This window comes from Paenibacillus sp. Marseille-Q7038, from assembly GCF_965111595.1.
The window spans coordinates 1,293,599-1,315,824 of record NZ_CBCOOM010000002.1 but is presented as its reverse complement, the minus strand read 5'-3'; the positions used below and the strand labels follow the sequence as shown (position 1 = coordinate 1,315,824).

General features: G+C 44.8%; 16 protein-coding genes. 3 read left to right on the top strand and 13 right to left on the bottom strand.

The genetic code is table 11. From position 1 onward, the window contains the following. Window positions 1-100 precede the first annotated feature (100 nt). The 3 genes from ACWPWY_RS23400 to ACWPWY_RS23390 all read right to left on the bottom strand — a co-directional run bounded on the left by ACWPWY_RS23400 (window position 101) and on the right by ACWPWY_RS23390 (window position 2,644). Window positions 101-727, bottom strand: a complete 627-nt coding sequence (locus ACWPWY_RS23400) for an XTP/dITP diphosphatase (protein WP_454193873.1) — start codon at window positions 725-727, stop codon at window positions 101-103. 7 nt (window positions 728-734) lie between these two features. Further along, window positions 735-1,490, bottom strand: coding sequence for a ribonuclease PH (gene rph, locus ACWPWY_RS23395; RefSeq protein ID WP_454193872.1), 756 nt, complete (start codon window positions 1,488-1,490; stop codon window positions 735-737). Window positions 1,491-1,588: 98 nt separating this feature from the next. Further along, window positions 1,589-2,644: a GerMN domain-containing protein gene (locus ACWPWY_RS23390; protein WP_454193871.1), complete on the bottom strand. Its 1,056-nt coding sequence runs from the start codon at window positions 2,642-2,644 to the stop codon at window positions 1,589-1,591. Window positions 2,645-2,766: 122 nt separating this feature from the next. Here ACWPWY_RS23390 and ACWPWY_RS23385 point away from each other — a divergent pair, with 122 nt between their 5' ends. Next, window positions 2,767-3,345 (top strand): phosphatidylglycerophosphatase A family protein, encoded by a 579-nt coding sequence (locus ACWPWY_RS23385; RefSeq protein ID WP_160036321.1) that lies wholly within the window; start codon window positions 2,767-2,769, stop codon window positions 3,343-3,345. Window positions 3,346-3,402: 57 nt separating this feature from the next. On the opposite strand, the gene ACWPWY_RS23380 is transcribed toward ACWPWY_RS23385, so the two are convergent. Next, the gene (locus ACWPWY_RS23380) at window positions 3,403-4,416 is read right to left on the bottom strand and encodes an MBL fold metallo-hydrolase (RefSeq protein ID WP_454193870.1); all 1,014 of its coding nucleotides are present in this window, start codon (window positions 4,414-4,416) and stop codon (window positions 3,403-3,405) included. A 184-nt stretch (window positions 4,417-4,600) separates the two neighbouring features. Here ACWPWY_RS23380 and ACWPWY_RS23375 point away from each other — a divergent pair, with 184 nt between their 5' ends. After that, the gene (locus ACWPWY_RS23375; protein WP_454193869.1) at window positions 4,601-5,479 is read left to right on the top strand and encodes a DUF72 domain-containing protein; all 879 of its coding nucleotides are present in this window, start codon (window positions 4,601-4,603) and stop codon (window positions 5,477-5,479) included. Window positions 5,480-5,568: 89 nt separating this feature from the next. Here ACWPWY_RS23375 and ACWPWY_RS23370 read toward each other — a convergent pair whose 3' ends face one another. The 7 genes from ACWPWY_RS23370 to ACWPWY_RS23340 all read right to left on the bottom strand — a co-directional run bounded on the left by ACWPWY_RS23370 (window position 5,569) and on the right by ACWPWY_RS23340 (window position 18,589). Beyond that, window positions 5,569-7,626 (bottom strand): glycoside hydrolase family 88/105 protein, encoded by a 2,058-nt coding sequence (locus ACWPWY_RS23370; RefSeq protein WP_454193868.1) that lies wholly within the window; start codon window positions 7,624-7,626, stop codon window positions 5,569-5,571. 226 nt (window positions 7,627-7,852) lie between these two features. Continuing rightward, window positions 7,853-9,142, bottom strand: coding sequence for a Gfo/Idh/MocA family oxidoreductase (locus ACWPWY_RS23365; RefSeq protein WP_454193867.1), 1,290 nt, complete (start codon window positions 9,140-9,142; stop codon window positions 7,853-7,855). A gap of 22 nt (window positions 9,143-9,164) precedes the next feature. Next, window positions 9,165-12,404 (bottom strand): glycosyl hydrolase, encoded by a 3,240-nt coding sequence (locus ACWPWY_RS23360; protein WP_454193866.1) that lies wholly within the window; start codon window positions 12,402-12,404, stop codon window positions 9,165-9,167. A 23-nt stretch (window positions 12,405-12,427) separates the two neighbouring features. Next, window positions 12,428-13,954: an extracellular solute-binding protein gene (locus ACWPWY_RS23355; protein ID WP_454193865.1), complete on the bottom strand. Its 1,527-nt coding sequence runs from the start codon at window positions 13,952-13,954 to the stop codon at window positions 12,428-12,430. Between the two features lie 33 nt (window positions 13,955-13,987). After that, on the bottom strand, window positions 13,988-14,872 hold the full coding sequence (locus ACWPWY_RS23350) for a carbohydrate ABC transporter permease (RefSeq protein ID WP_454193864.1): 885 nt from the start codon (window positions 14,870-14,872) through the stop codon (window positions 13,988-13,990). Window positions 14,873-14,926: 54 nt separating this feature from the next. Next, on the bottom strand, window positions 14,927-15,862 hold the full coding sequence (locus tag ACWPWY_RS23345) for an ABC transporter permease (protein ID WP_454193938.1): 936 nt from the start codon (window positions 15,860-15,862) through the stop codon (window positions 14,927-14,929). Between the two features lie 315 nt (window positions 15,863-16,177). Continuing rightward, entirely contained in the window at window positions 16,178-18,589 is a 2,412-nt protein-coding gene (locus tag ACWPWY_RS23340) for a helix-turn-helix domain-containing protein (RefSeq protein WP_454193863.1), read from the bottom strand. Window positions 18,590-18,823: 234 nt separating this feature from the next. Here ACWPWY_RS23340 and ACWPWY_RS23335 point away from each other — a divergent pair, with 234 nt between their 5' ends. Further along, the gene (locus ACWPWY_RS23335) at window positions 18,824-20,185 is read left to right on the top strand and encodes a dipeptidase (RefSeq protein WP_454193862.1); all 1,362 of its coding nucleotides are present in this window, start codon (window positions 18,824-18,826) and stop codon (window positions 20,183-20,185) included. A 125-nt stretch (window positions 20,186-20,310) separates the two neighbouring features. Here ACWPWY_RS23335 and nagA read toward each other — a convergent pair whose 3' ends face one another. Together nagA and nagB are read right to left on the bottom strand one after the other, a co-directional pair. Continuing rightward, window positions 20,311-21,495 carry an N-acetylglucosamine-6-phosphate deacetylase gene (gene nagA, locus ACWPWY_RS23330; protein WP_454193861.1) on the bottom strand — a complete coding sequence of 395 codons (1,185 nt, stop codon included), beginning with the start codon at window positions 21,493-21,495 and terminating at the stop codon, window positions 20,311-20,313. 1 nt (window position 21,496) lies between these two features. Then, the gene (gene nagB, locus ACWPWY_RS23325; RefSeq protein WP_454193860.1) at window positions 21,497-22,222 is read right to left on the bottom strand and encodes a glucosamine-6-phosphate deaminase; all 726 of its coding nucleotides are present in this window, start codon (window positions 22,220-22,222) and stop codon (window positions 21,497-21,499) included. Window positions 22,223-22,226 lie beyond the last annotated feature (4 nt).

Below are 22,226 nucleotides of genomic sequence, written 5' to 3'. Positions count from 1 at the left end.
AACGTAGTAGTATATTATAAAAGAAGACCTGCCACCGGCAGGTCTTCTTTCTCTTCCTCGATTATGATCCTAGGACGGTATTTGTTAACTTACAAGTCTACTAAGCCTTTAACTTCGTCATCAGTTCGCGCAGCGCAGCTCCCCGATGACTAATGGCTTGCTTCTCATCCATGCTAAGTTCAGCCATCGTTTTATCGTACTCCGGTAAATAAAAGAGCGGATCATATCCAAAGCCACCTTGTCCAGCACCTTCGGATGTAATAAACCCTTCTACTGAACCGAAAGACTCCACCTTATTTCCCGTTGAAGGATCGTATAGCACTAAAGCACACACAAACCGGGCGGGACTAAGGAGAGGCTGTTCTGTATCTTCACCAAGCTGAAGAGAGCCGAGTGTACTTAGCAGCTTCTCATTATTGTCCGCATCGGTCGCACCTTCACCGGCATATCTCGCAGAGTAGACGCCTGGAGCTCCGTCCAAACGATCTACACATAAGCCAGAATCGTCAGCGAGTACAGGAAGATGCAGCGCATCGCCTACGGCTTTTGCTTTCTTAAATGCATTAGCAGCAAACGTCTCACCGTCTTCCACCACATCAGGCAGGTCCGGATAGTCATACATGCTCTTTACTTCTATACCAAGTGCAGCAAATGCATGGGAGAATTCACGAACTTTCCCTTTATTTTTCGTAGCTACAATAACAATGGGGCTATCAAGCTGAAACATGGAAGAATCAAGCCTCCCCAATTCCGCGTGAACCGATCTTCAGTGCGATCGGACCTAGTGTTTCTTTCTGTAGCTTAATCATCTCAAGCACACCGAGTTCTCCAAGGCTGAGTAATTCGTCCAATTCCTTACGGCTGAATGGTCGCTCTTCGCCCGTTCCTTGTAGCTCTACAAATTCACCGCTGCCTGTCATCACGATATTCATATCGACTTTCGCTTTGGAATCTTCTTCATAGTTTAGATCAAGCACAGCTTCCTGTCCTACTACACCAACACTCACCGAAGCAAGATAATCAGTGATCGGGAATACAGGCAAACGATGCTGCTGAGCAATTTTGTCAATCGCAATAGCCATCGCAACAAAGGCACCGGTAATGGAAGTGGTACGTGTTCCTCCATCCGCCTGAATCACATCGCAATCCAGGGTAATTGTGCGCTCACCAAGTGCTTGCAAATCAACCACGGACCGCAAAGCGCGTCCAATGAGTCGCTGTATTTCCATGGTACGACCCGTTAATTTGCCGCGAGCTGCCTCACGTTGATTCCGGGTTTGGGTTGCCCGAGGAAGCATGGAATATTCAGCTGTCACCCAGCCTTTGCCTTGTCCCTTCATGAAGTGAGGTACTTTCTCATCGACAGTTGCAGTACAAATGACTTTGGTGTCCCCCACCTCAATAAATACGGAACCTTCTGCGAATTTATTGGTACCTGCGGTTATCTTGATCGGCCTTAGCTGTTCACTGGTGCGTCCGTTAGATCTCATCTTTTACTGCCTCCTACGTCTTAAGCGTCCTGTAATAGTCTTTTTTATTCTACCAAAATGGTCCATCAAAAGCACCTTTACAGGTTAAGAATTATTCATTAAATTGGAATTTCATTAATATACTCCGGTTTTGTGACCGGTTCACCATAATTCTGCTCATCTTCCCCCATTACTGTCTTCTGATCATTTAGTGTGATTTTCACTTTGATATCCGGATTACCTGAGTTATCCGCTACCGTCATTACAACCGATTGTAAGAGTGAGGTAGGAACAGTCACTCCTTCAGCAAAAATATCATCCTGCAGAGCTACCGTAACGATACCATCTTCTCCAGTTACGACCGATTCTAGAAGTGTGCCTGCAGTCAGCACCATATCCAGTTCACCACTGCCTGGTCCTTTAATGAGTTCAGTCAAGGCTGATTTGAGGCGATCATTACTCGGCTCTATTAACCTCGTCACAGGGACATAGTACTCCACTCCGTCCGGCGTCGAGTCGGTAAAATATACGGTAACAGGACTTGAGTTCGTAGACAGCGAACTGCCAAGATCAAGATTGATACCCATCCCTCTTGTTAACGACTGTGCAACCGGTGTACCGTTTACTGGCATTTCGTTTAGTTTTTTCCCATCTACCCACAGCTGTATATTCTGCACATCTGGATTTCCGGTCAGTGTCCAGGTGAGTGCTTCAAGAATCTGACGCTCTTCTTCCGGCTTATACTCCGTAAATTTGGAGTTGAATTCAACAACAGCCAGCTTGTTCTCTGTATCAATACTTACATCCTTAATTTCTGTTCCTTGTGGGAGCACACCTGTAAATCCTTCCGGCAAATACCCTGAGTAAGCTCCTCCCGTTACGAGTGCGGCGAGTTCTGATTCAGCAAAGGTTAAATCTCCAAGAGTAGGAAGTGACATCGTAACCGGAGCAAGTAGACCATTCTGATCTTTCAAATAAATAGTAGCTTGCGCCGTTTGAAGAGCGCCTCCTTTTCCCTCGGCTGCCTTGATCATCGCAGATTCAATGATGGAAGGCGGCTCGTCAATAGGCTGAGAAGTTTGTGATGGAAATATACCGCATCCTGTAAGTAACACAGGAACCGTAATCAGACCCGCTGCAGATATCATTTTAACCTTGCGTTGGAAACGACTCATATCGATGTCCTCCTAACAATTTTGTACAGATTGTACTACTATGTATACGAGCTCTTGGTTAAAAAATAACTAAATTTTAAAGAAACGGGATAAACTGTGCTTTGACAAAGGAGTGAAGATAAATGACACTGGACAACATGCCTTATAGCTTGAACAGCCGAAAAGTAGCCGAAGCAACGAATGAATGGCTAGAGAAACGTGGTGTGAAAGTAGAAGAGATTGCGGAACTCGTCATGCTGCTACAATCAAAATACTATCCTGAGCTCACCATGGAAGAGTGCATTCATAATGTGAAGCAAGTGCTTAAGAAACGCGAAGTACAAAATGCCGTAATTACAGGAATCCAGCTGGATATCCTTGCAGAAGAAGGCAAACTCATCTCGCCGCTGCAGGATATGATCAAACATGATGAAGGCCTTTACGGAGTAGATGAGGTTCTCGCTTTTTCCATTGTGAACGTATATGGCAGTATTGGATTTACCAATTACGGGTACATTGATAAATTAAAACCGGGAATCTTAGAGAAATTAAACGACAAAAACGATGGTCATATTCACACGTTCCTTGACGATATTGTAGGTGCTGTCGCTGCTTCAGCCAGCAGCCGGATTGCCCATCGTAAACAGGCTGAGCGGGAAGAAGAACTCGGCGGGTATCCGGTTAGAGATGATATGGAAGAGATCATGGAAATCGAAAAATAAACAGCCGTATATTACTGCACCAGATGGATAAGAAAAAAGGACAACCCTATCATCTAGTCAAGGGTTGTCCTTCGTTTTGATTACATAAACATACAGCGGATGCTTACTTCCCTGCTGTGCGATCGGAGTGAGATCAGCTCTTCCCTGACGAACAAGCTCTTGTAGATGAGCTAGCGTCTCTGCCATGGCAAAACGCATTTGATGAATTCCGAATTTCTCTCCAAATAGAGCCGTGCAAACTTCAAATGCAGTATGCGGCTGTTCACCAATCATTTTCTCGATCTGATTCAGCCGTTCTTCGTGATGGACCTTCAGCGAACTTACACGCTCGTGGAAAGATTTCATCAGATGCCGGTGACCTGGAAAAGCTTTGCGCACAGAGAGTGCTTCCAGCTGTTCTAATCCTTGAATAAAATGTAGCAGCGGCTCTGGATCACTGCCAGGCAGCAAGCTTATATTCGGTGAAATTTGCGGCAGAACCGCATCTCCGCATAGAATTAGCTCCCGGTCTGCCTCGTAGAATGATAAATGCCCAGGGGCATGCCCGGAAGTTTCAATGACCTGAAACGTTCGTCCTCCCACTTTAAAAGCCCCCTCTTCTACATATTGAACCAAGGGTGATGGGCTAACCTGAGGGTCGAAACTTTCCAGGTGAGGAAGCAGCTGCTCCGCCCATGTCTCTGTCATACCATGGCTGCGAAAATATATAGGCAGAACGTGATTAATCTCCGCCTTACTCCCCCACATAAACTCAGCTTCCTGATGTGCCCTTTGAGACATCCATACGCTTGCTCCTGTCTGTTCCTGCATCCAGCCGGCTAATCCGTAATGATCTGGGTGATGATGAGTCAGGACAATATCTGTGACCTCCTGCGGTGCAATTGATAGTTCATTCCAGACTACACGCCATTCCTCTTCCGTCTGATTACTACGTGGGCCAGGATCCACAATGACAACACCCTTTTCCCCTCTCCAAAGATAACTGTTCACCCATCGTAACGGGTAGGGCATAGAGATCTTAACCTGTGTTATTTGTTCGTCCTCGTGGAAAGTCCATTCAGGCAGTTTCATGTGTATCCTCTCTCTTCTCTAACCGACATAAAATAAACATCATGATTCCCGTCTGTTTCAAACCGATAGTATAGTCGTATTTAAAATGATAAGGGTTGTCTCATTTGAACCCCCATAAAACTTACTATATAATGTGCGGACAAAGAAAGTTTACCAGAAAAATCAGGCAAGGAGGTACATCTTAATGATCCATGTTGGTCTGACGGGCTGGGGCGACCATGATGATCTGTACCTACCCGGCACGAAATCGAAAGATAAACTAGCCGAATACAGTGCCCACTTTCCCATTGTCGAAGTAGACAGCAGCTTCTATGCTGTTCAGCCGACAGAGCGCATGGCGAAGTGGACGGAGGATACACCTGAACACTTTTCATTTATTGTCAAAGCGTATCAAGGGATGACCGGCCATCTTCGCGGCAAACCCTACTTTACAGACACAGAAAGTATGTATGCTGCGTTTATTGAATCTCTTAATCCGATGATCGAATGCGGCAAATTGAAAGCTGTATTATTTCAGTTTCCACCTTGGTTTGATTGTAATCGGGACAACGTAACCACCCTGCGTGAAATCAAAGAACGCATGCAAGGGATTCCTTGTGCACTGGAATTTCGTCATCGAAGCTGGTTTGAAGGAGACATGCAGGCAAAAACACTTGCCTTCATGCGGCGTGAAGGCTGGATTCACAGCATCTGCGATGAACCGGACGCGGGACAAGGTTCTGTACCTACCATCCTATCCGCCACAGACGATGATCTGTCCATCATTCGGTTTCATGGTAGAAATGCTGCTGGCTGGCATCAAAGCGGGGCTCCTAACTGGAGAGAAGTGAGGTATCTTTACCGCTACAATGAAGAAGAACTTGCCGATTGGAAGCTAAAACTTCAGGAGTTATCTCGTCAGAGCAAAGAAATCTGTATCGTTTTTAACAACAACTCCGGCGGAGATGCCGCTGCTAATGCAAAACAGCTGATGACCTTATTAGGCATGTCACCCCGGCCTCTCGCTTCCGATATCGTGAAACAAAGACAGGAAGAAGAACCCGAGCAGCTTGAACTCTTCTAGCTACCTTGCACATATACAATAAGGGTAAGAGACTCCATATGAGCCTCTTACCCTTTTGTTATCGTATGAACGAATCTTCAGATTCGCAATTAAGAAGAACGTGGTGAAACCGCTGCGGCTTCGGCTGCTTCTGTTTTTTCAAGCTCATTTTGTAAACGTAGCGTTTCTACACCTGCGAGAAGCACAATTCCAATTCCATGTGTATCATTCAGTTTCCATCCTAAATCATCTTTATAATAGGCCGCAGTAAAGGAATATCCTGATCCGCGGCAGACACCGTAAATATTGCCTTTCGCATCAATTGCGACACGAGTCAGCCCTCTCCATCCTTGGAATACCGCATCAATATACGGAGCAGGATCGGTTAACCAGCCGCTGCGAATCCCTTTGGCATAAGCATAAATAAACATGGACGTGCAAGAGCTTTCTTCATAACTATCAGGACGGTTTAGTACTTGATGCCATAGACCATTTTCTCCTTGCAGACGAAGATAACCTTGGCACAAATTCCTGTAGAAAGACATCAGCTCGGAGCGCTTGGCATGATTCTCAGGAAGGATATCCAGAAGTTCAGTAAGTGAGAAAAGCACCCACCCATTTCCTCGTCCCCATGGGATTCCCGTTGCACTGCCTCTAACAAAATCATATACATGAGACATCACTTGTAGTTTCGGGATATAGAGATATTTACGGAATAGCAAAAATTGTTGTACCGCATCCTCTAGATACGATGAATCTCCGGTAAGCCGTGCATAACGGGAGAGAAAAGGAGTGCTCATGTATAAATCATCGCACCACATAGTCTCCTGGCGCATCTCTCCACTGCCTCTTTGGCGAAAGAAAGCCCCATCTTCCAAACGTTCCTGCTCTTCCGTGATATAAGCAGCAATACGGTCCGCTGTCTCTCTTCCATAAGGAATCTCCTGCAGATCCATCGCAGCCATCATCGTCGCTCCAAAAGAACCGCAGTCATCCAAACTATCGATGGCTGACAGCTGATTGTTAATCCCAGCCGCTCCATACGTTGCCTTGTCCCATAACCCATACTGATCAAAGGTAGTACTGAGTGAAATATGATCTACACCGTAGCGAATAAAATCTTTTCTTCCGAGCTCCGTTCCCGTATGCAAAAGGCCGAGTAATGTGACCCCTAAAGGATAATTCCATTTACCATAATGTGTGTTTTCAAGATAAGGCCGGATCGTCGTTCCCGGCTGATCCAGTTGATAATATACGCCTTGTTTGCCATCATCAAATACTCGGTGTACTTCCTGAATCTGTGCAGGAGCCCAATTTGTTCCCGGTTCAAAAGGTCCTAGGTATAAGTAAGGATCGCAACTACCCGCTACTGGATAAGGTGAGATTAATGCAGCCCCACTCTCCTGTTCGATCTCCTCGAGATGAAATCCCCACCTGGAAACCGTAGAATCAAGACAGGTGCCCTTGATAATTAAGTGATGGATACCGAAATTACGCTGGATCTGCAGTCTCAATTCCCCTTCAGGTGCCTTTGATTCATAGATTATCGCTCCATCTAGGTAGACCGTAATCGGTCCGTCGTGTCTGCCTTTCAATAAGAGAGGGGTGCTTCCCGGCTTATTTACAGCAACTGTTGTCCAGGCGTACGCTTCCGCTTGCTGTTCTGTTCCATAGAGCCTTGCAAATACTCCGGAATGGTCCTCGAGTTCAGTCCAATACTGCCGAGGATACCAGGTAAGCCCTGTTTCTTCTTCACTCATTCCTTGACGAGGCAGCTCTGCTGGAGGCTCATGAAATGCTTCTGAATGCAGCCATCCTTCCATTCCGTCCCGGTCATGACTTGGAACAATAAAATGAAGAGGAAAGTTCTTAAACGAACCCGTACCAAAGACACCGCCAAAGCCAACATCGGTCTTCACAAACTGAAGAATGACATCATTCCAACCGTATTGCACGGGAATTTGCAGAGCAGTACGTCTTTCTGGGAATAGTTCTTGATGCAGATCCGAAGTAAAGAATAAGGCTCCGTTCACATAAATTTTCACCGGACTATAGCAGCTTAAACTCATATTCAGTTTCGTATCTTGCGGTTGTTCACTCCACAGCTTCCCCCATACATAAGCATAACTCCCGGTAGTCGCTTCTGGCAGACGTTCGCAGAGATCCATCTCATATCTATAATCTGAAAGTCTCTTAAACCCCTCTCTATGAAAGGCGCGGAATAGAAACGAATGCTTAGGATTATCCCCGATATATCGCTGTGCAATGGTCTCAAGCACATCCGGTATGGAATCAGGTACACGGCTCGCTATCGCTTCATTTTCATGAAAATATGGAATGAGGACCAGTCCCTTCTGTTCTTAATTTATAGTGTTCGTTATGACGGAAAGCGTCCTAGTAGAACTTCACAAGATCGTCAATCTGTACAGGAAGTCCCGTACGAATGGCTTTGTTAGCTGCAATCCCTGTCAAGATAGAACGTGCGCCATCCACATGATTCGCTGCGCGGTCAAATGGGTCATGCACCGGCTCACCAAACAGATCATTCAGAAGAACAGGGTCGCCACCTCCGTGTCCTCCTTCTCCTTCTTCTACATCAACCAGATAAGGAGCATCAAACATAGGGAACACTTTGATACTATGCCCTTGCAGCGCACCTTCGTTCGCCCGGTCTCCGCCTGCATTCACATAGGACTGTTCAATAATATTCATTTCAATCCGTCCCTTACTGCCATTAAAAGCAATACGGTATCCTTCCCAAGGCATATACGCATTCAGTGAATACGTAAGGACTGCACGGTTTTTATATCTAACAAGGACACCCATCGTGTCTTCGATATTAATTCCGTCTCCAAAAACGTTTTGGTCCCGCTGATATCCATCTTCGTGCTCTGCATCCAGATACATCGCTTTGAGAGATTCATTCTCATCTAGATGCAATGCAAAAGGGTCATCTTTCGCATGTTCATTCCCTGTTGCCCGCTGATAAGGATGGCTTTCTCCGCGATTCTCCGCATTCTCTTTACCGTAGAAGAGTAAATCCCCAAACGCGAAGACGGTCTCAGGCTGAGAGCCGATCCAGAAATTAACCAAGTCGAAATGATGCGTTGATTTATGTACAAGTAGTCCCCCGCTGTTCCGTTTGTCACGGTGCCATCTGCGGAAATAATCTGCGCCATGACGAGTATTCAAAAGCCATTCAAAATGCACGGAATGAACATCGCCAATCGTTCCGTTCATGATCAGCTCCCGAGCTTTCGTATGATGCGGAGCATATCTATAGTTAAAAGTCACCCGAACATTACGTCCGGTTCTTTCTACCGCATCCAGAATCTCCTGACATTTTTCCTCGTCAACCGTCATCGGCTTTTCTGTAATGACATCACAACCAAGTTCGAGAGCTCGGATAATATAGCGGTGATGAGTTCGGTCGATACTCGTGACTATAATGGTGTCCGGCTTATGCTTTTCAATCATGGATTCAAATTCAGTTTCTTTATAAGTAGGTACCTCAGGGTAATCACATTCCTCCCTCAGCACTTTATTCGCATAATCCATACGTGTCTGGTTGGTATCACAAAATGCAAGAAGTTCAGACTGATCACGATAATCTTTGGCCAGTGCCGTATAGAAAAATCCTGCTCGTCCTCCCGTACCTACCACCGCATAAGTTTTTTTGCTCATTTTATGTTACCTCCTAAGGTTTCTATTTTTGTAAATTGCATGTTAACGGTGCTTCATATTGTTTTATTCTCACATCTATTGCCGCATGCTGCTCCTGGTCAAAATAAGTACCTTCGAGCAGGCCAATCAGTGTTCCGGTAACTCTGACTTCTACCTGATTATCTCCTTCATGAAGAAGGGTGGTACTACCCGCCCAGCAATAAGGAGACCACGCGCGAATCCCCAGAGATTGTCCATTAACAAGCACTTCAATCACATCTTGCAAACGAAAACCCGAAAAGAAAAGTTCAAACTGGTCGGAAGCCTGCTCCGCTACAGCCTTGTATTCAAAGGTACGTTTTACACTTAGTGTCCCTGCGTAATGTGGGAAACCTGCCATTGGTTCTGGTAGAAGGATATCAATAGATTCGGGTAATTCCGCCAATACAGGTATATCGTCCTCATAGTAAACACCAAACGCTCCTGACAACATAAGCGGATCTACAATTCCATCATAGTCTGTTGTCACTTTGACTTGAATCGTAATCTCATTCAGCCCTACCTGAAGGAATGGAGCAATCTGAGTCCCGATATTGGTATAATCGGTGATCAAGACGGGAGCGAAATCTGAGGAACTCAGCCGGTGCTGATTGACTTCAATTACATAATTCCCCGAGATGGCGCTCCTATCAAAAAACAATAAGCAGTTCTGTTCTTTTCTATGGCACATGAACTGAGACTTATAAACGGCATCGAGTGGATAAGCCACTTTCGCTTTCTTCGGTGTACCGAATACTTGATCAAATTGGAGAGGCAGGCCGCTTCCCGCTTCACTGGCAATCTGCTCAATGAACGTTTTAGCCTGTACTTTCAGATCCTGAATATGTACCTGCCCCAGCGAGTCAGTAACGGTTAATGAAAAATCACCGATACGCAGTTTATTATCCTGCTCTGGAGTTACCGTCCACCCCCCTGTTACAGGAAGTTTAATTTGATATGGACTGGGTACTATGTTCAGTTCTCTATCCGTCTTCACGTTTGCCGGGACAACGTCCAATAGGAAAACTACCGCTTCATAAGGAGCAAGTGTAACTTCCAATTCTTTATGATCAGTAACAATCCGTCTTTCACTTGTTTCCCCTGTGCGTAGTGACAAGTTCCGCACACTGACTTCGGTGTTACTGATCTCCGCATTCGCTCCTAAACTGCTGAGCAGTGCCTTCCTATCAATCTGCAACTTTCCTTGCAAGGTTTCTCCTTCCTGATTCGTCAGGAATAAAGCAGCCTCATGTGCTGAGATCATGCGGAACTGCTGAAGGATATGCAGCGGGTCATTCTCTACCCTTAGTACGACAGCATCATCTAACCATTCATCGAGCTGTGGCAAAAGATACTCTGAAATTTTCTGTTCCATCGCTCCAGCTTCAGGAAGAGAGTACACATTCTCTTTTTCGCAAAGTTCTTCCCAATCGCTGGCTCCCGGGGAGCCCGGCTCGACAGACTCAACCGGAAGACACCCGGTCGTTATCACTTTTCCGCCTGAGCTAACAAAGGCTTGAAGCTGACTCCAAGCAGCAGCCTCCAGATTCATCATAGGGGGCAGAACCAGCACCTCATAGGATGCCTCGCCGATTTCGATGTTCCCCTCTCTAATCCGTGCTTCTGCGAGCAGTTCTGGATCAAGATGATCATAGTCACGGCGATATCGAAGCAGTAGATTCGATAGAATTAGCCAGTCTTCCTTGAGCTGATCAAGCTGTGCTTTTTCTTCTTCCTCTTCTCCGCCGTACGCAAATCCATGCAGCGGATTCCCCATCAGGGTCCAGAAGGTGGTTGTTGGGTCAAGCAAAGCGATTCGAATATCTGCCTTCCCTTCGCTCATTAGATAACTAATGCGCCCTACATAATCTCCGAGCTCACGGAAATAAGGCCAATAGGGATTCTGTAAAAATTGAGACGGTGGTGCATCATGTTTCGCAAGCCCGCTGATCGTATAGAAAAAGGCATGGAAATTATAGAAATTCGTGCCCATGGCAGCCATTCGGTCGATCATCCATTTCGCATCCTGTAAGGTCATGGACCAGCCTACGCTATGAAAGCATTCAATCATATTGCGCGGTCTGCCCAGCTGCCGAGCTAGGGAACTAACCATCTTTGGGTTATCCCGCATATTCAGTCCGTAGCGCTGGAGTATATATTCAAGCGAACGGCCTGTTTTTTCATGAGCAGAGTCACCGCCTGGCAGATGACTGTACAGCTGTGTTGTCATTCGCAGGGAAGGTACCTCAGCTGCATATTCAATGTGTGCCTGCTCACAGAAATCGTGGGCCTGCTTATGAACGGATTTTCGCAGCAGCAGATGAACGGATTGATAATAGTCATACCGAGTCTGTTTTGCCTTGGGTACATCACTTCGCAGTAAGGCTGGAAGTTGTTCAATAAGATCGTATCCTGTTCTTTCTTTGAAGAAAGAGGGCAGCTGCGGTGACCATGGAATTCGGCCAAGAGGTGCAATCTCGTCCGTGAACATCCCTTTAATCACGGTTCCGAAATCTTCTCCGAGTTCCTCCTCATACCGCTCATGCGTAAGCTCAATAAATCGTTTCATGGCCTTCTCATTAAGAGGATCTACAAAATTACCGTAATATTTAAAATCATCGATTTCCTGCTCCATGAAAATAAAAATTTCATATTCTCCTTCAGGCACTTCCCATTCCAAACGAAACGCAGTTTCATAAGTGAAAAATCGCTTACGATTATATGAAGTGAGTCCCGTTTCTTGGTACACCTGCTCAAGCTGGATATTTCCGATCTGTTTTCGAAGTTCTATTGTTTGTTCCCACTGGTGTATCCCGTCCGCGTTAAGCGGCACTGCTTTTGCATACAAGATCACCGCCCATGGCAAGGTCCATGACATATTTTCGCCATGGCTCACTCTCCTTGTGTGATGTATAAGCGCACGCTGTTTCGCTTCGGGCATTTCAAGGGTCACTTCTCCGCCCGCCATGCCGCTCGGATACGGATATTCATCGTAAAGCCAAACCTGCATCCCTTTTGCCTTCGCTTCCTTCACAGCAAACCGTACCTTATGAAACCAAGCCTGTGAGAGATAAGGGACGGTTAGTCCCTGTCTCGCACAGATAAAAAATCCGCCTACGCCTTGTTTTTCCATCTCCGAAATTTGGTGTCTGATCTGTTCATCATCCATTTCACCATTCCAGAACCAGAAAGGATGAGCACGATATTCATTTCCTGGATTCTGAAATGTCTCGGTATTCCACATGCGGATAACCTCCCTGAAGCCTTTTATTTCTGCAGCTCGGCGTAAAGTGTATTGATCTCTTCTACATACTCTTTACCTCCGTTTTTCTCCCACAAGGCAAAAGCGTCCTGCAACCCTTTTTCGTCAATCTGACCCACGATAAACTTCGTACGCGCATCATTAATGATATTGTCGAGCTGAGGTCCTTTTTGTGCATAGACATCCGAGATCAGCGGTTCACCCGGGTTAGGAATAACGATGGATTCGTTTGCTTTTTGCACTTCAGCTACCTTCTTACGGATTTCCGTCTGCTCTACAGTGAGTCCCAGTGTCTCAGGAATAAACATGAGAATCTGGTTCGTTCCGTTCAGATCTCTCATGGCCAATTTATCTGTCGTAGGAACGATGTAATCATCCTTTTTCTCATAATGAGTGCCTTCGAGTCCATAAGACATCAGCATTTGCAGCTCCTCATCATTCAAACGGTCAAGAAAAGTAAGGACTTGTTTCAGCTCTTCCTCGGTTTTCACTGAACTTTTGGAGATAGCGATCATGCCGGCATATCCGGAAGTTGGAAGATCACGGTGTCCTGCAGGCCCCACCATAGCTTGCAAAACATCTACGGCATCTGTGTGATTCGGGTCCTTCTCCAATATTTTTGTTTCAATACGCTGTGCATTATCTGCTACATCGACCATAACTCCACCTTTACCGTTGACCATCAGATCGGACATTTTGGTAGCATCCATTACAGCAAAATCTTGATTAATAAGGCCTTCCCCGTATAACTGGCGGAAGAACTTCAATGCTTCCAGATATTCAGGTGTCGTATGCGCTGGGATCAGCTTCCCGTTTTCCTCCCCCCAGCCATTTGGTGCACCAAACCACACTTGCATGATGTCCCATGGGCCGTTAAATTGACTCGCGATGAGCCCGTACGTATCCTTTTTCCCATTGCCATCTGGATCATTCTCTGTAAACGCCTTCATGACATTGTAAAATTCATCAATTGTGGTCGGTGCTTTTAGCTTAAGGGCATCCAGCCAGTCTTTCCGAATCGTAACCCCGTTTCTTCCAAGTGCCCGAGCACGGTATATGCCGTAGGTTTTCCCATCAATGGATGCATTGTTGAGAATAATCTCATTGGCACCTGATAGATTTTTATAATCTTTCAAATAAGGACCGAGTTCCCAGAAAGCACCACTGCGAGCTGCATTGATAAAACTTGGCGATTTGCCGAGTACCACCATGAGGCTAGGGAGCTTCCCTGATGCGAGTGTTATGTTGAATTTATCATCATAAGAACTACTTGGTACCCACTGAAACTCCACTTCTGTATCCGTAAGTTCTTCGAGTTTCTGTAGAACCGCATTGTTATCCGCAGGTGTTTCTGCTTGAAAGTTTGGTACCATAATACTAATTTGATTTTTCGATCCTGGACTGTTCTGATTTACAGGTTCAGCCGCATTTTCTTTTCCCCCAGGTGAACAAGCAGCAAGCAAGGAAGTAATCAAGAACGCAGTACTCACCACTTTTACAGAATACGCTAACGTGCCTTTGGTTTTTTTCATGAACCTATACCCCCATATATGTTTAGTTTCTTGTTACCCCTTAATAGAACCAAGCAGGACCCCTTTTGCAAAATGCTTTTGTAAGAACGGATACACGAGTAGAATTGGGATTGTACCAACCACGATCACCGCCATTTTAATGGACTGTTCAGGTGGCTGAACAAAGTTTTGATCGAGGTTAGCCATGTCTCCCACCGTCCCTTGCGATAGAAGCACAATCTGCCTAAGCATGATCTGCAGCGGCCATTTCGCACTGTCTGTTAAATATAACAGGGCCGAGAAAAAGTTATTCCAATGACCTACCGCGTAAAATAGAGCGAAGGTGGCGATAACAGGTTTTGATAATGGAAGCACTATTCGCCATAGCACACCGAGATCCGTACATCCATCGATCGAAGCTGCCTCTTCCAATCCTGCTGGAAGTTCTTGAAAAAAGTTTTTGACCACAATCAAGTTAAACGCGCCAATCGCCCCTGGCAAAATCAATGCCCAGTAGCTATCCAGCAAACCTAGACCACGGATAACGAGATAAGTTGGGATCATTCCTCCACTAAATAACATGGAGAAGATAACTAAGTTCATCACTACATTTCGTCCCCAGAAGTTTTTGCGAGACAAGGGGTACGCCATCGTCAGCGTAAAAAACAAATTGACAATGGTCCCGGCAACCGTAATGAAAATGGAATTACCAATACTTCTAAAAATCGTGGATGAAGAGAAGATATACTGATACGCACTAATCGAAAATTCCTTTGGTATCAGAAAGAAACTTCGGGCCGTAATCTCTGCTTCTGTGGCAAATGAATTTCCAATGATGTAGAGAAACGGCAGTACAGTGACAAGTCCAAACAGACCCAAGAACACGTAGTTGAACGCATCAAACACACGCCCGCCTGGGGTATTAAACCGTTTGTTCATCTTGCGGACCCCCTATTAAAAATTTAGAATCGATGCAAGCTAACCAGCCTTGGGCTAGTAGATACCGGAGTGCCCAAACTTTTTGGCCAGTTTGTTAGCCCCAAGAATCAGGATAATACCGATTAAAGATTTAAATAATCCAACCGCAGTACTGTAGCTGAAAGCTCCCTGTGTGATACCAACTTGATACACATAGGTATCAAACACATCCGCTACATCACGGTTCAAGGAATTGGTCATTAGATAAATTTGCTCAAATCCCGTGTCCATAAAGTTCCCCAAACGAAGAATCAGCAAAATAATAATCGTATTACGTATAGCAGGAAGAGTAATGTGCCAAATTCTACGCATCCGTCCCGCCCCATCTACAATAGCAGCTTCATATTGTTCCATATCTACCCCTGCAAGTGCGGCCAAGAATATGATGGTTCCCCACCCTACCTCTTTCCACAACATTTGGATAATGATGAGAGGACGGAATGCTTCGGGATTCGACAGCACGTCCACTGGCTTGCCTGTGAATTGGGCGATCAGGTCATACAGAACACCGCCATTCGGTGTAAGAAACACATACGTAATACTGGCGATAATAACCATAGATACAAAGTGAGGTACGTAAACAAGCGTCTGAATCGTTCTTTTAAACCATGATTTCGTAACTTCATTAAGAAGTAAGGCGACTAGGATCGGTGCAGGAAAGAAGAAGATCAAATCATATAAAGCTAGAATCAAAGTGTTTCGTAGCAGCCTGAAGAAGTCTGGATTCTGAAAAAAGGTAGTAAAGTTATCAAACCCTACCCACTGGCTGTCACGAATTCCAAGAAAGGGTTGATAGTCTTGAAATGCAATGACGACCCCCCACATCTGTGCATATTTAAAGATAAGAAAATAAAGCAGTCCAGGGGCTAAGAGGACGTAAAGCCACTTGTTTCGTTTTAATTGAGCGAGCCATCTTTTTCTCGCTTTTTGTTTCGCTTCAGCCTTGGTCATTCTATTCGGTGTATACGGCTGTAGTGTTGCAGAATCCGGTGAACCACCAGGCAAATGTTGATTCATGAGCGATCTCCTTCCTTTGGCGAATGAAACCAGATTATTTTGTAAGCGTTAACATTTGATTGGTTTTTACTTTACAGATCGCTAACCGTTTCCGGCAACTGACCATTTTTGTATGTAGGCGAAATTGCTCAAAAAGCCTGGTGGAACAAGGAAATTAAGTTCTTTCCCACTTCTTTGTTCCACCTGTATATCACTTTTTTGCATTCCTTTCTTTTTTTGTACAACTGTTAAACGGGCATAAAAGTCGAATTAACGATTCCACTGTTCACGGTATTGCCCTGGGGTCAGCCCTTCTTGTTTCTTGAAGATCCGATTAAAGTAACTATGCTGATAACCTACCTGATCAGCAATTTCGTTAATTTTCAAATCGGTTTCTCGCAGTAAACGTTTTGCCATGTCCATGCGCCGAAAGGTGACATAATCAATAAAATTGATTCCTGCAACCTGTTTAAAAGCTTTACTAAGGGCATAAGGAGTCATGTCTTCCAGATCGGCACAAGCTTCCAGTGATATATCCGTCATATACTGCTGATCAATGCGTTCCATGGTGCGTTCAACTGTTGGTTTCAGCCCTGAGTGTGATCTGTCTTCCATAAAGGTAATAAAAGGAGTAATGACTTCCGATTTCAGCCAAGCTTCAATTTGCACTGGTTCCCTTAGCTGGGCAAGCTCATCATATAAATTGCGGCCACTGAATAGTTCATATGGGGGAATTCCAGACTGCAGCATCATATGCAGCATGCTTGCCAGCAGTTGAAGCATTGTCTGCTGTAGCTGATAGATCGTACATTGACGCTGTGTGACTTGTTTTACAAAATCATGGAGTAAATTTCCTGCCTCTTCTTCTTTTCCCGTTCGAATGGCATGAATCAGATCTCGTTCAATAAGAAACGGATAACTCGATTGCTCTATATCGTGAGCGAGTGTCAAATGATCTAAATCCAGAAGCTGGTTGAGTTCTTCAATGCTATGAAATGCTTCTGCCTGCTCAAGTTCCATAAATATGGAGGGTAAGTCACTAACCGAAGCCGTAGGTCTACCCACCATAATTGTCACATTCATCTTCATAATTTGGTTAATAACAACCATCAATTCTTCGGACCATTCAAGCACGGATGCTTTTAGTTTCTCTTCTTCACCGGTTACAAGTATGGCAGCAGACAAGTCGTAGAAATTCAGCACACTGACTTGCTCAAAACGTGGCTCTGCGAATTCCTCCATGATATTCACTACGGTTAAAGTAACAAGGCCTTTATCCTGCTCAAGAAAACGTCCACTTAGCTTCGAGTAACCTGTAAGCTGCAGTCTTACTAGTAAAAATTGCTGATTCTGCACCCGAAATCCAAGATCCTGTAGTCGCTGCCGAAGATCCGTTTCAGAATGAGCAGATAAATGTCCTTGAATAAGCTGCATGATATATCCGCCCCGCAGCTGCGGCAACTGAAGTTCCAGTCTTTTACGTACTGTACTTCGCTCCGTCACAAGTTCGTTCCACTGCGCTTCAATCAGTTCAAATTCATCCACAGTAACCGCTGGCGGGACAGGACTGTTACTAGTTGATTCCGCAGAAAGCAACCTCAACAATCGTTCAATTGGTGTATAGATGCGGCGAGATACCAGCCACGATAATAGGATCGCAAGAACGAGTCCAGCCGTACTCATCAGTACAATCCCTTTGGACACGGATAATAAAGGGGCTGTTATGTCTGTAATCGGCGCTGCTGAAACATAGATCCAGTCCGAATCAATCCGGTTCATTTTCCCATAGGACACAGAGTAAGATATCCCTTCAAACGTATATAGTAATGAACCCTTGTCGTGAGACAGGTCCACCTTTTGTCTAATTTCTTCATTTAACTGTTTAGAGGAACTGCCCTCATGGTCTCCACCGGACAGGAGTATATTTCCTTTTTGGTCCATTAAAAAAGTCGAACCTTGATCATAAGGAGTAAGCGTTTTCAGTAGATTCGTTACTTTTTTGTTATCCAGCTTAACAATGAGAGCTCCGAAAGGGCTGAGACTCCCTCCTGGAATTTTATGAACAAGGACTAAGCCTTCTCCCGGGTCTGTCTGAAGCAAATGGGCTGAGTTACCCTTCGTCCTCTGCTCCGTCAGCGGCTGTCCTGGAATTCGATCTGTCCAGTAAATGTGGTGCCCATCACTAAGGTATTGATTATAGGATTCAATCAGCCGAGAGTCAGTCAATTCTCCATAAGATCGATTGAACAAAATAGGTTCAGGTTCATTCACGTACAGCTCTACTTTTTGAATAAGTGGATTAGAGCCTTGCAGTACGTATAATGTTTTGACGATATCTTCTGTTTCCGTAAATTGATAGACATAGTCCATGTCTTTCAACTCTTCACCAAATCGGGGTTCAAATGCCCAGTGAGATAAGCTGAGTTCCATATAGCTGAACTGATCTGCAAGATTCTCAGCTCGATTCATAATCTGATTCTGATGAAGCCTGTTAAATTCTTTTTCCATCTGCCCAATTACAAGCCAGTACATCGTCATCCCTGTTATGAGTCCTGGAATACTTGCAATCAGCAAAATGGTAATTAAACTTTTACGATAAAATCTGCCCTTACGGGGACTTCCCTTTATGAAACCAAGCGGATTGAACTTCTTCTTACGTGCCGAATGAAGATGAGGAATCATCGTTATGTTCACCTGCCTATTTTCTCGAAGTCACAATTCTTGAATTATTTAAGTTCTATAGGGTTTAACAAGACAATGAAATGGTTAATATATTTGTTTCGCCTTGTTTCACCCTTAATCCTGCAAAAATGGATTATTTTGTAGTTTAACCACTCCTAATTTCGTATTCCTTGAAAAAGAGTGTAAAATAATAAAGAATCGTTGAAGACGTTATTTGAGGAGGATCCATTCACTATGAGTATTGATTACAAAGCATATTTTGAAAACAATCGTGAACAACATCTGAATGAGTTACAGGAGTGGTTATCCATTCCGAGTATCTCTGCCTTATCTGAACATAAAGGTGATGTCTATAAAGCGGCAGAATGGCTTGCAGCTAAACTGACGGAAGCGGGCCTTGAACATGTAGAAATTCACGAAACCAAAGGTCATCCTTTGCTTACAGCAGATTATCTGCATGCGGAAGGGAAACCTACCGTGCTGATCTATGGTCACTATGATGTACAGCCGGTTGATCCATTACATTTATGGGAAACCCCTCCTTTTGAGCCTTCCATTCGTGACGGAAAATTGTATGCTCGCGGTGCAACCGATGATAAAGGACAATTGTTCTTGCATGTTAAGGCTGTGGAAGCGATTTTGAAACAAGAGAAGGAACTACCCGTTAACATCAAATTCTGTATTGAAGGTGAAGAAGAAGTATCCAGTCCAAACCTTCCGCTCTTCCTCGAACAAAACAAAGAAAAGCTTGCAGCTGATGTCGTTCTCGTCTCAGACACATCCTTGCTTGCTCCAGGAAAACCAGCCATCTCTACAGGACTGCGTGGACTTTGTTCCCTTGAGCTTTCTTTAAATACAGCAAATACAGATCTGCATTCGGGTTCTTATGGAGGCGGTGTACCTAATGCCCTTCATGCGATGGTTGAATTACTGTCTACCTTGCACGATAAACAAGGACGAGTAAGTGTAGAAGGTTTCTATAACGGGGTTCAAGAATTGTCTCCGGAAATGCGCGAAGAATTTGCTAAACAGCAATTTGACGAGGAGAAACTGAAACAAGATCTCGGTCTTGATGCGCTCTTTGGCGAAGAAGGTTACTCTTTCGTGGAGCGAATCGGTGCACGTCCTACGCTTGAACTTAACGGCGTATATGGTGGATTCCAAGGTGAAGGAACGAAGACGGTTATCCCTAAAGAAGCACACGCCAAGATTACTTGCCGCCTTGTTGCTGATCAAGATCCGCAAGCTTGCCTGGATGCAATCGAAGCACACCTGAATGCTCACACTCCGGTAGGAGCAAAACTAACTATTACTCCAAAAGAGAAAGCATTTGCCTTTAATATCGATCCGTCGCATCCGATGCTGCAAAAAGCGGCAGATGCATACGAATCGGTATATGGTACACGTGCACTGTTTACCAAAGATGGAGGTTCTATCCCTATCGTTGAAAAACTGTCCAGCACACTGAATGCACCTACGGTAATGATGGGCTTTGGCTTGCCAGATGAAAATCTGCATGCACCAAATGAGCATTTCAACTTGGAGAATTTTAATAAAGGTCTGCTGACCATTGTTGATTATTTGAAGCGTGTTTAAAAGTGAAAAGTAAAAAAGACTGTAAACAAACTAGTTTAAGCTAGTTTGTCTACAGTCTGACTCACATTCGATCGAAGTCGAATGGAGTTTAGAGGAAGCAGGTTGGATTGAATCCAGCCTGCTTTTTATTTTAATTTCGAGCCTTTAATCCATACGTCTGTAAGCTCTAGAGAAGAATCCAGTAATAGGATATCGGCTTGTTTCCCCTGCTCTATTGTTCCTGTTACATCAAGAAGTCCGAGTAGGCTCGCCGGATTGTGACTTGCTGCCTGAGAAGCTTCTACCATACTCAGCCCCACTTCCTTGACTAGGAATTGGAACCCACGAATCATGGTAAGTGTACTTCCTGCGAGTGTTATTCCATCTTCCAGCCGGGCCACACCCTCTTTTACTACAACAGGCAAATCTCCTAATGTGTAATTCCCATCGGGAAGACCCGTAGCTGACATTGCATCTGTAATGAGTACCAGTTTATGAATACTGCTTTTGAGCTGAGCAATGAGAGATACCGCAGCAGGGTGCACATGAATTCCATCAGCAATCACTTCCGCACTGATCCGGAGATCACTTAATACAGCACCCGCCGTTCCTGGCTTCCGATGATGCAGGGGAGTCATCGCATTAAACGTGTGGACGGCGTGATGAAGTCCCGCTTCTACCGCAGCTTCCACCTCTTCATACGTAGCATCTGTATGCCCTAGAGCAGCAGTAATATGTTGTTCTCGCAGCCATGTAATCACTTCATGAGCCCCTTCTCGCTCTGGAGCAAGGGTGACTTGACGAATCAGACCTGGGTACATCTTTTCCCAGGAAATAAGCCAGTTCACATCAGGCAGGGAAATATGTTCTGGATTTTGTGCTCCCGGCCATTTGGGACTAATAAACGGACCTTCTAGATGAACCCCAGCGAGCTGTGCATAAGGCATCGGCTGCGTGCGATATTCATTCACTTCATGGAGAACTTTATCAATCCATTCTTTAGGAGCCGTCATTGTCGTTGCCAGCATGGTTGTCGTCCCTTGCGAAGCATGATACGAAGTAATCGTGTCTAAGACTTCTTTTGAGGAATCCATGAAATCTTCGCCGCCGCCGCCGTGAACATGAACATCGATAAAACCAGGAACAATGTATCCGTCATTTCCTTGGATCACTTCACCTTGTTCATCCATCCATCTATGGGGAATTTCAGAAGCAGGCCCTGCATAAACGATTTTGTCATTTCGTACAATCACAGCACCCTGTTCTAAAACCTCATCTTTCATCACTACATTTCCATATATCGTAGTCAAGCCGTTTCCTTGATTTATCATATTACATGAACCTCCCAGCTCCGCGATCCAGCAGAACCGTCACATTCGGATGGCATTGCAAAAGAGATGCCGGACATTCCGTCGTAATTGGACCTGTCAGCGCCGTACGAATAATTTCAGCCTTATCTTCACCCCTAGCAATAAGCACAATTTGCTTCGCCTTGAGAATGGATGCAACCCCCATCGTCATTGCTTGTTTAGGCACATCATCAATAGAAGGGAAGAAACGAGCGTTAGCCTTCAGTGTCTCTGCTTTCAAATCTACAACGTGAGTTCCTCCCGTAAGACTTGCTCCCGGTTCATTGAATCCAATATGTCCGTTATGACCTATGCCAAGTAACTGAAGATCAACAGGTCCATGATTATTTAATAGTTCCTCATAATGCGCACACTCTGCATCTAGGTCAGCTGCATTTCCATCCGGTACATGGGTATTCTCCAGCTTAATGTCAACGTGATTAAACAGCTTGTTGTTCATGAAGCTGCGATAACTTTCCGGGTGATTTACAGACAGCCCAACGTACTCATCCAAATTAAATGAAGAAGTATTCGAAAAACTTACAAGTCCGCGGTTATACATATCGATCAGTTCGTTATAAATTCCCACAGGAGAACTTCCTGTTGCAAGCCCAAGTACAGCTTTTGGTTTACTCTTTAAAAGGGATGCGATAAGCTCTGCTCCGGTTGTGTTAAGCTCTTTTTCTTGATCAAAAATTCTAATATTCATTATA

Excerpts from the sequence above, each read along its gene's own strand:
- ACWPWY_RS23400 (WP_454193873.1), bottom strand. The coding sequence starts at position 727 with ATGTTTCAGCTTGATAGCCCCATTGTTATTGTAGCTACGAAAAATAAA.
- rph (WP_454193872.1), bottom strand. The coding sequence starts at position 1,490 with ATGAGATCTAACGGACGCACCAGTGAACAGCTAAGGCCGATCAAGATA.
- ACWPWY_RS23390 (WP_454193871.1), bottom strand. The coding sequence starts at position 2,644 with ATGAGTCGTTTCCAACGCAAGGTTAAAATGATATCTGCAGCGGGTCTG.
- ACWPWY_RS23385 (WP_160036321.1), top strand. The coding sequence starts at position 2,767 with ATGACACTGGACAACATGCCTTATAGCTTGAACAGCCGAAAAGTAGCC.
- ACWPWY_RS23380 (WP_454193870.1), bottom strand. The coding sequence starts at position 4,416 with ATGAAACTGCCTGAATGGACTTTCCACGAGGACGAACAAATAACACAG.
- ACWPWY_RS23375 (WP_454193869.1), top strand. The coding sequence starts at position 4,601 with ATGATCCATGTTGGTCTGACGGGCTGGGGCGACCATGATGATCTGTAC.
- ACWPWY_RS23370 (WP_454193868.1), bottom strand. The coding sequence starts at position 7,626 with ATGGATCTCTGCGAACGTCTGCCAGAAGCGACTACCGGGAGTTATGCT.
- ACWPWY_RS23365 (WP_454193867.1), bottom strand. The coding sequence starts at position 9,142 with ATGAGCAAAAAAACTTATGCGGTGGTAGGTACGGGAGGACGAGCAGGA.
- ACWPWY_RS23360 (WP_454193866.1), bottom strand. The coding sequence starts at position 12,404 with ATGTGGAATACCGAGACATTTCAGAATCCAGGAAATGAATATCGTGCT.
- ACWPWY_RS23355 (WP_454193865.1), bottom strand. The coding sequence starts at position 13,954 with ATGAAAAAAACCAAAGGCACGTTAGCGTATTCTGTAAAAGTGGTGAGT.
- ACWPWY_RS23350 (WP_454193864.1), bottom strand. The coding sequence starts at position 14,872 with ATGAACAAACGGTTTAATACCCCAGGCGGGCGTGTGTTTGATGCGTTC.
- ACWPWY_RS23345 (WP_454193938.1), bottom strand. The coding sequence starts at position 15,862 with ATGACCAAGGCTGAAGCGAAACAAAAAGCGAGAAAAAGATGGCTCGCT.
- ACWPWY_RS23340 (WP_454193863.1), bottom strand. The coding sequence starts at position 18,589 with ATGATTCCTCATCTTCATTCGGCACGTAAGAAGAAGTTCAATCCGCTT.
- ACWPWY_RS23335 (WP_454193862.1), top strand. The coding sequence starts at position 18,824 with ATGAGTATTGATTACAAAGCATATTTTGAAAACAATCGTGAACAACAT.
- nagA (WP_454193861.1), bottom strand. The coding sequence starts at position 21,495 with ATGATAAATCAAGGAAACGGCTTGACTACGATATATGGAAATGTAGTG.
- nagB (WP_454193860.1), bottom strand. The coding sequence starts at position 22,222 with ATGAATATTAGAATTTTTGATCAAGAAAAAGAGCTTAACACAACCGGA.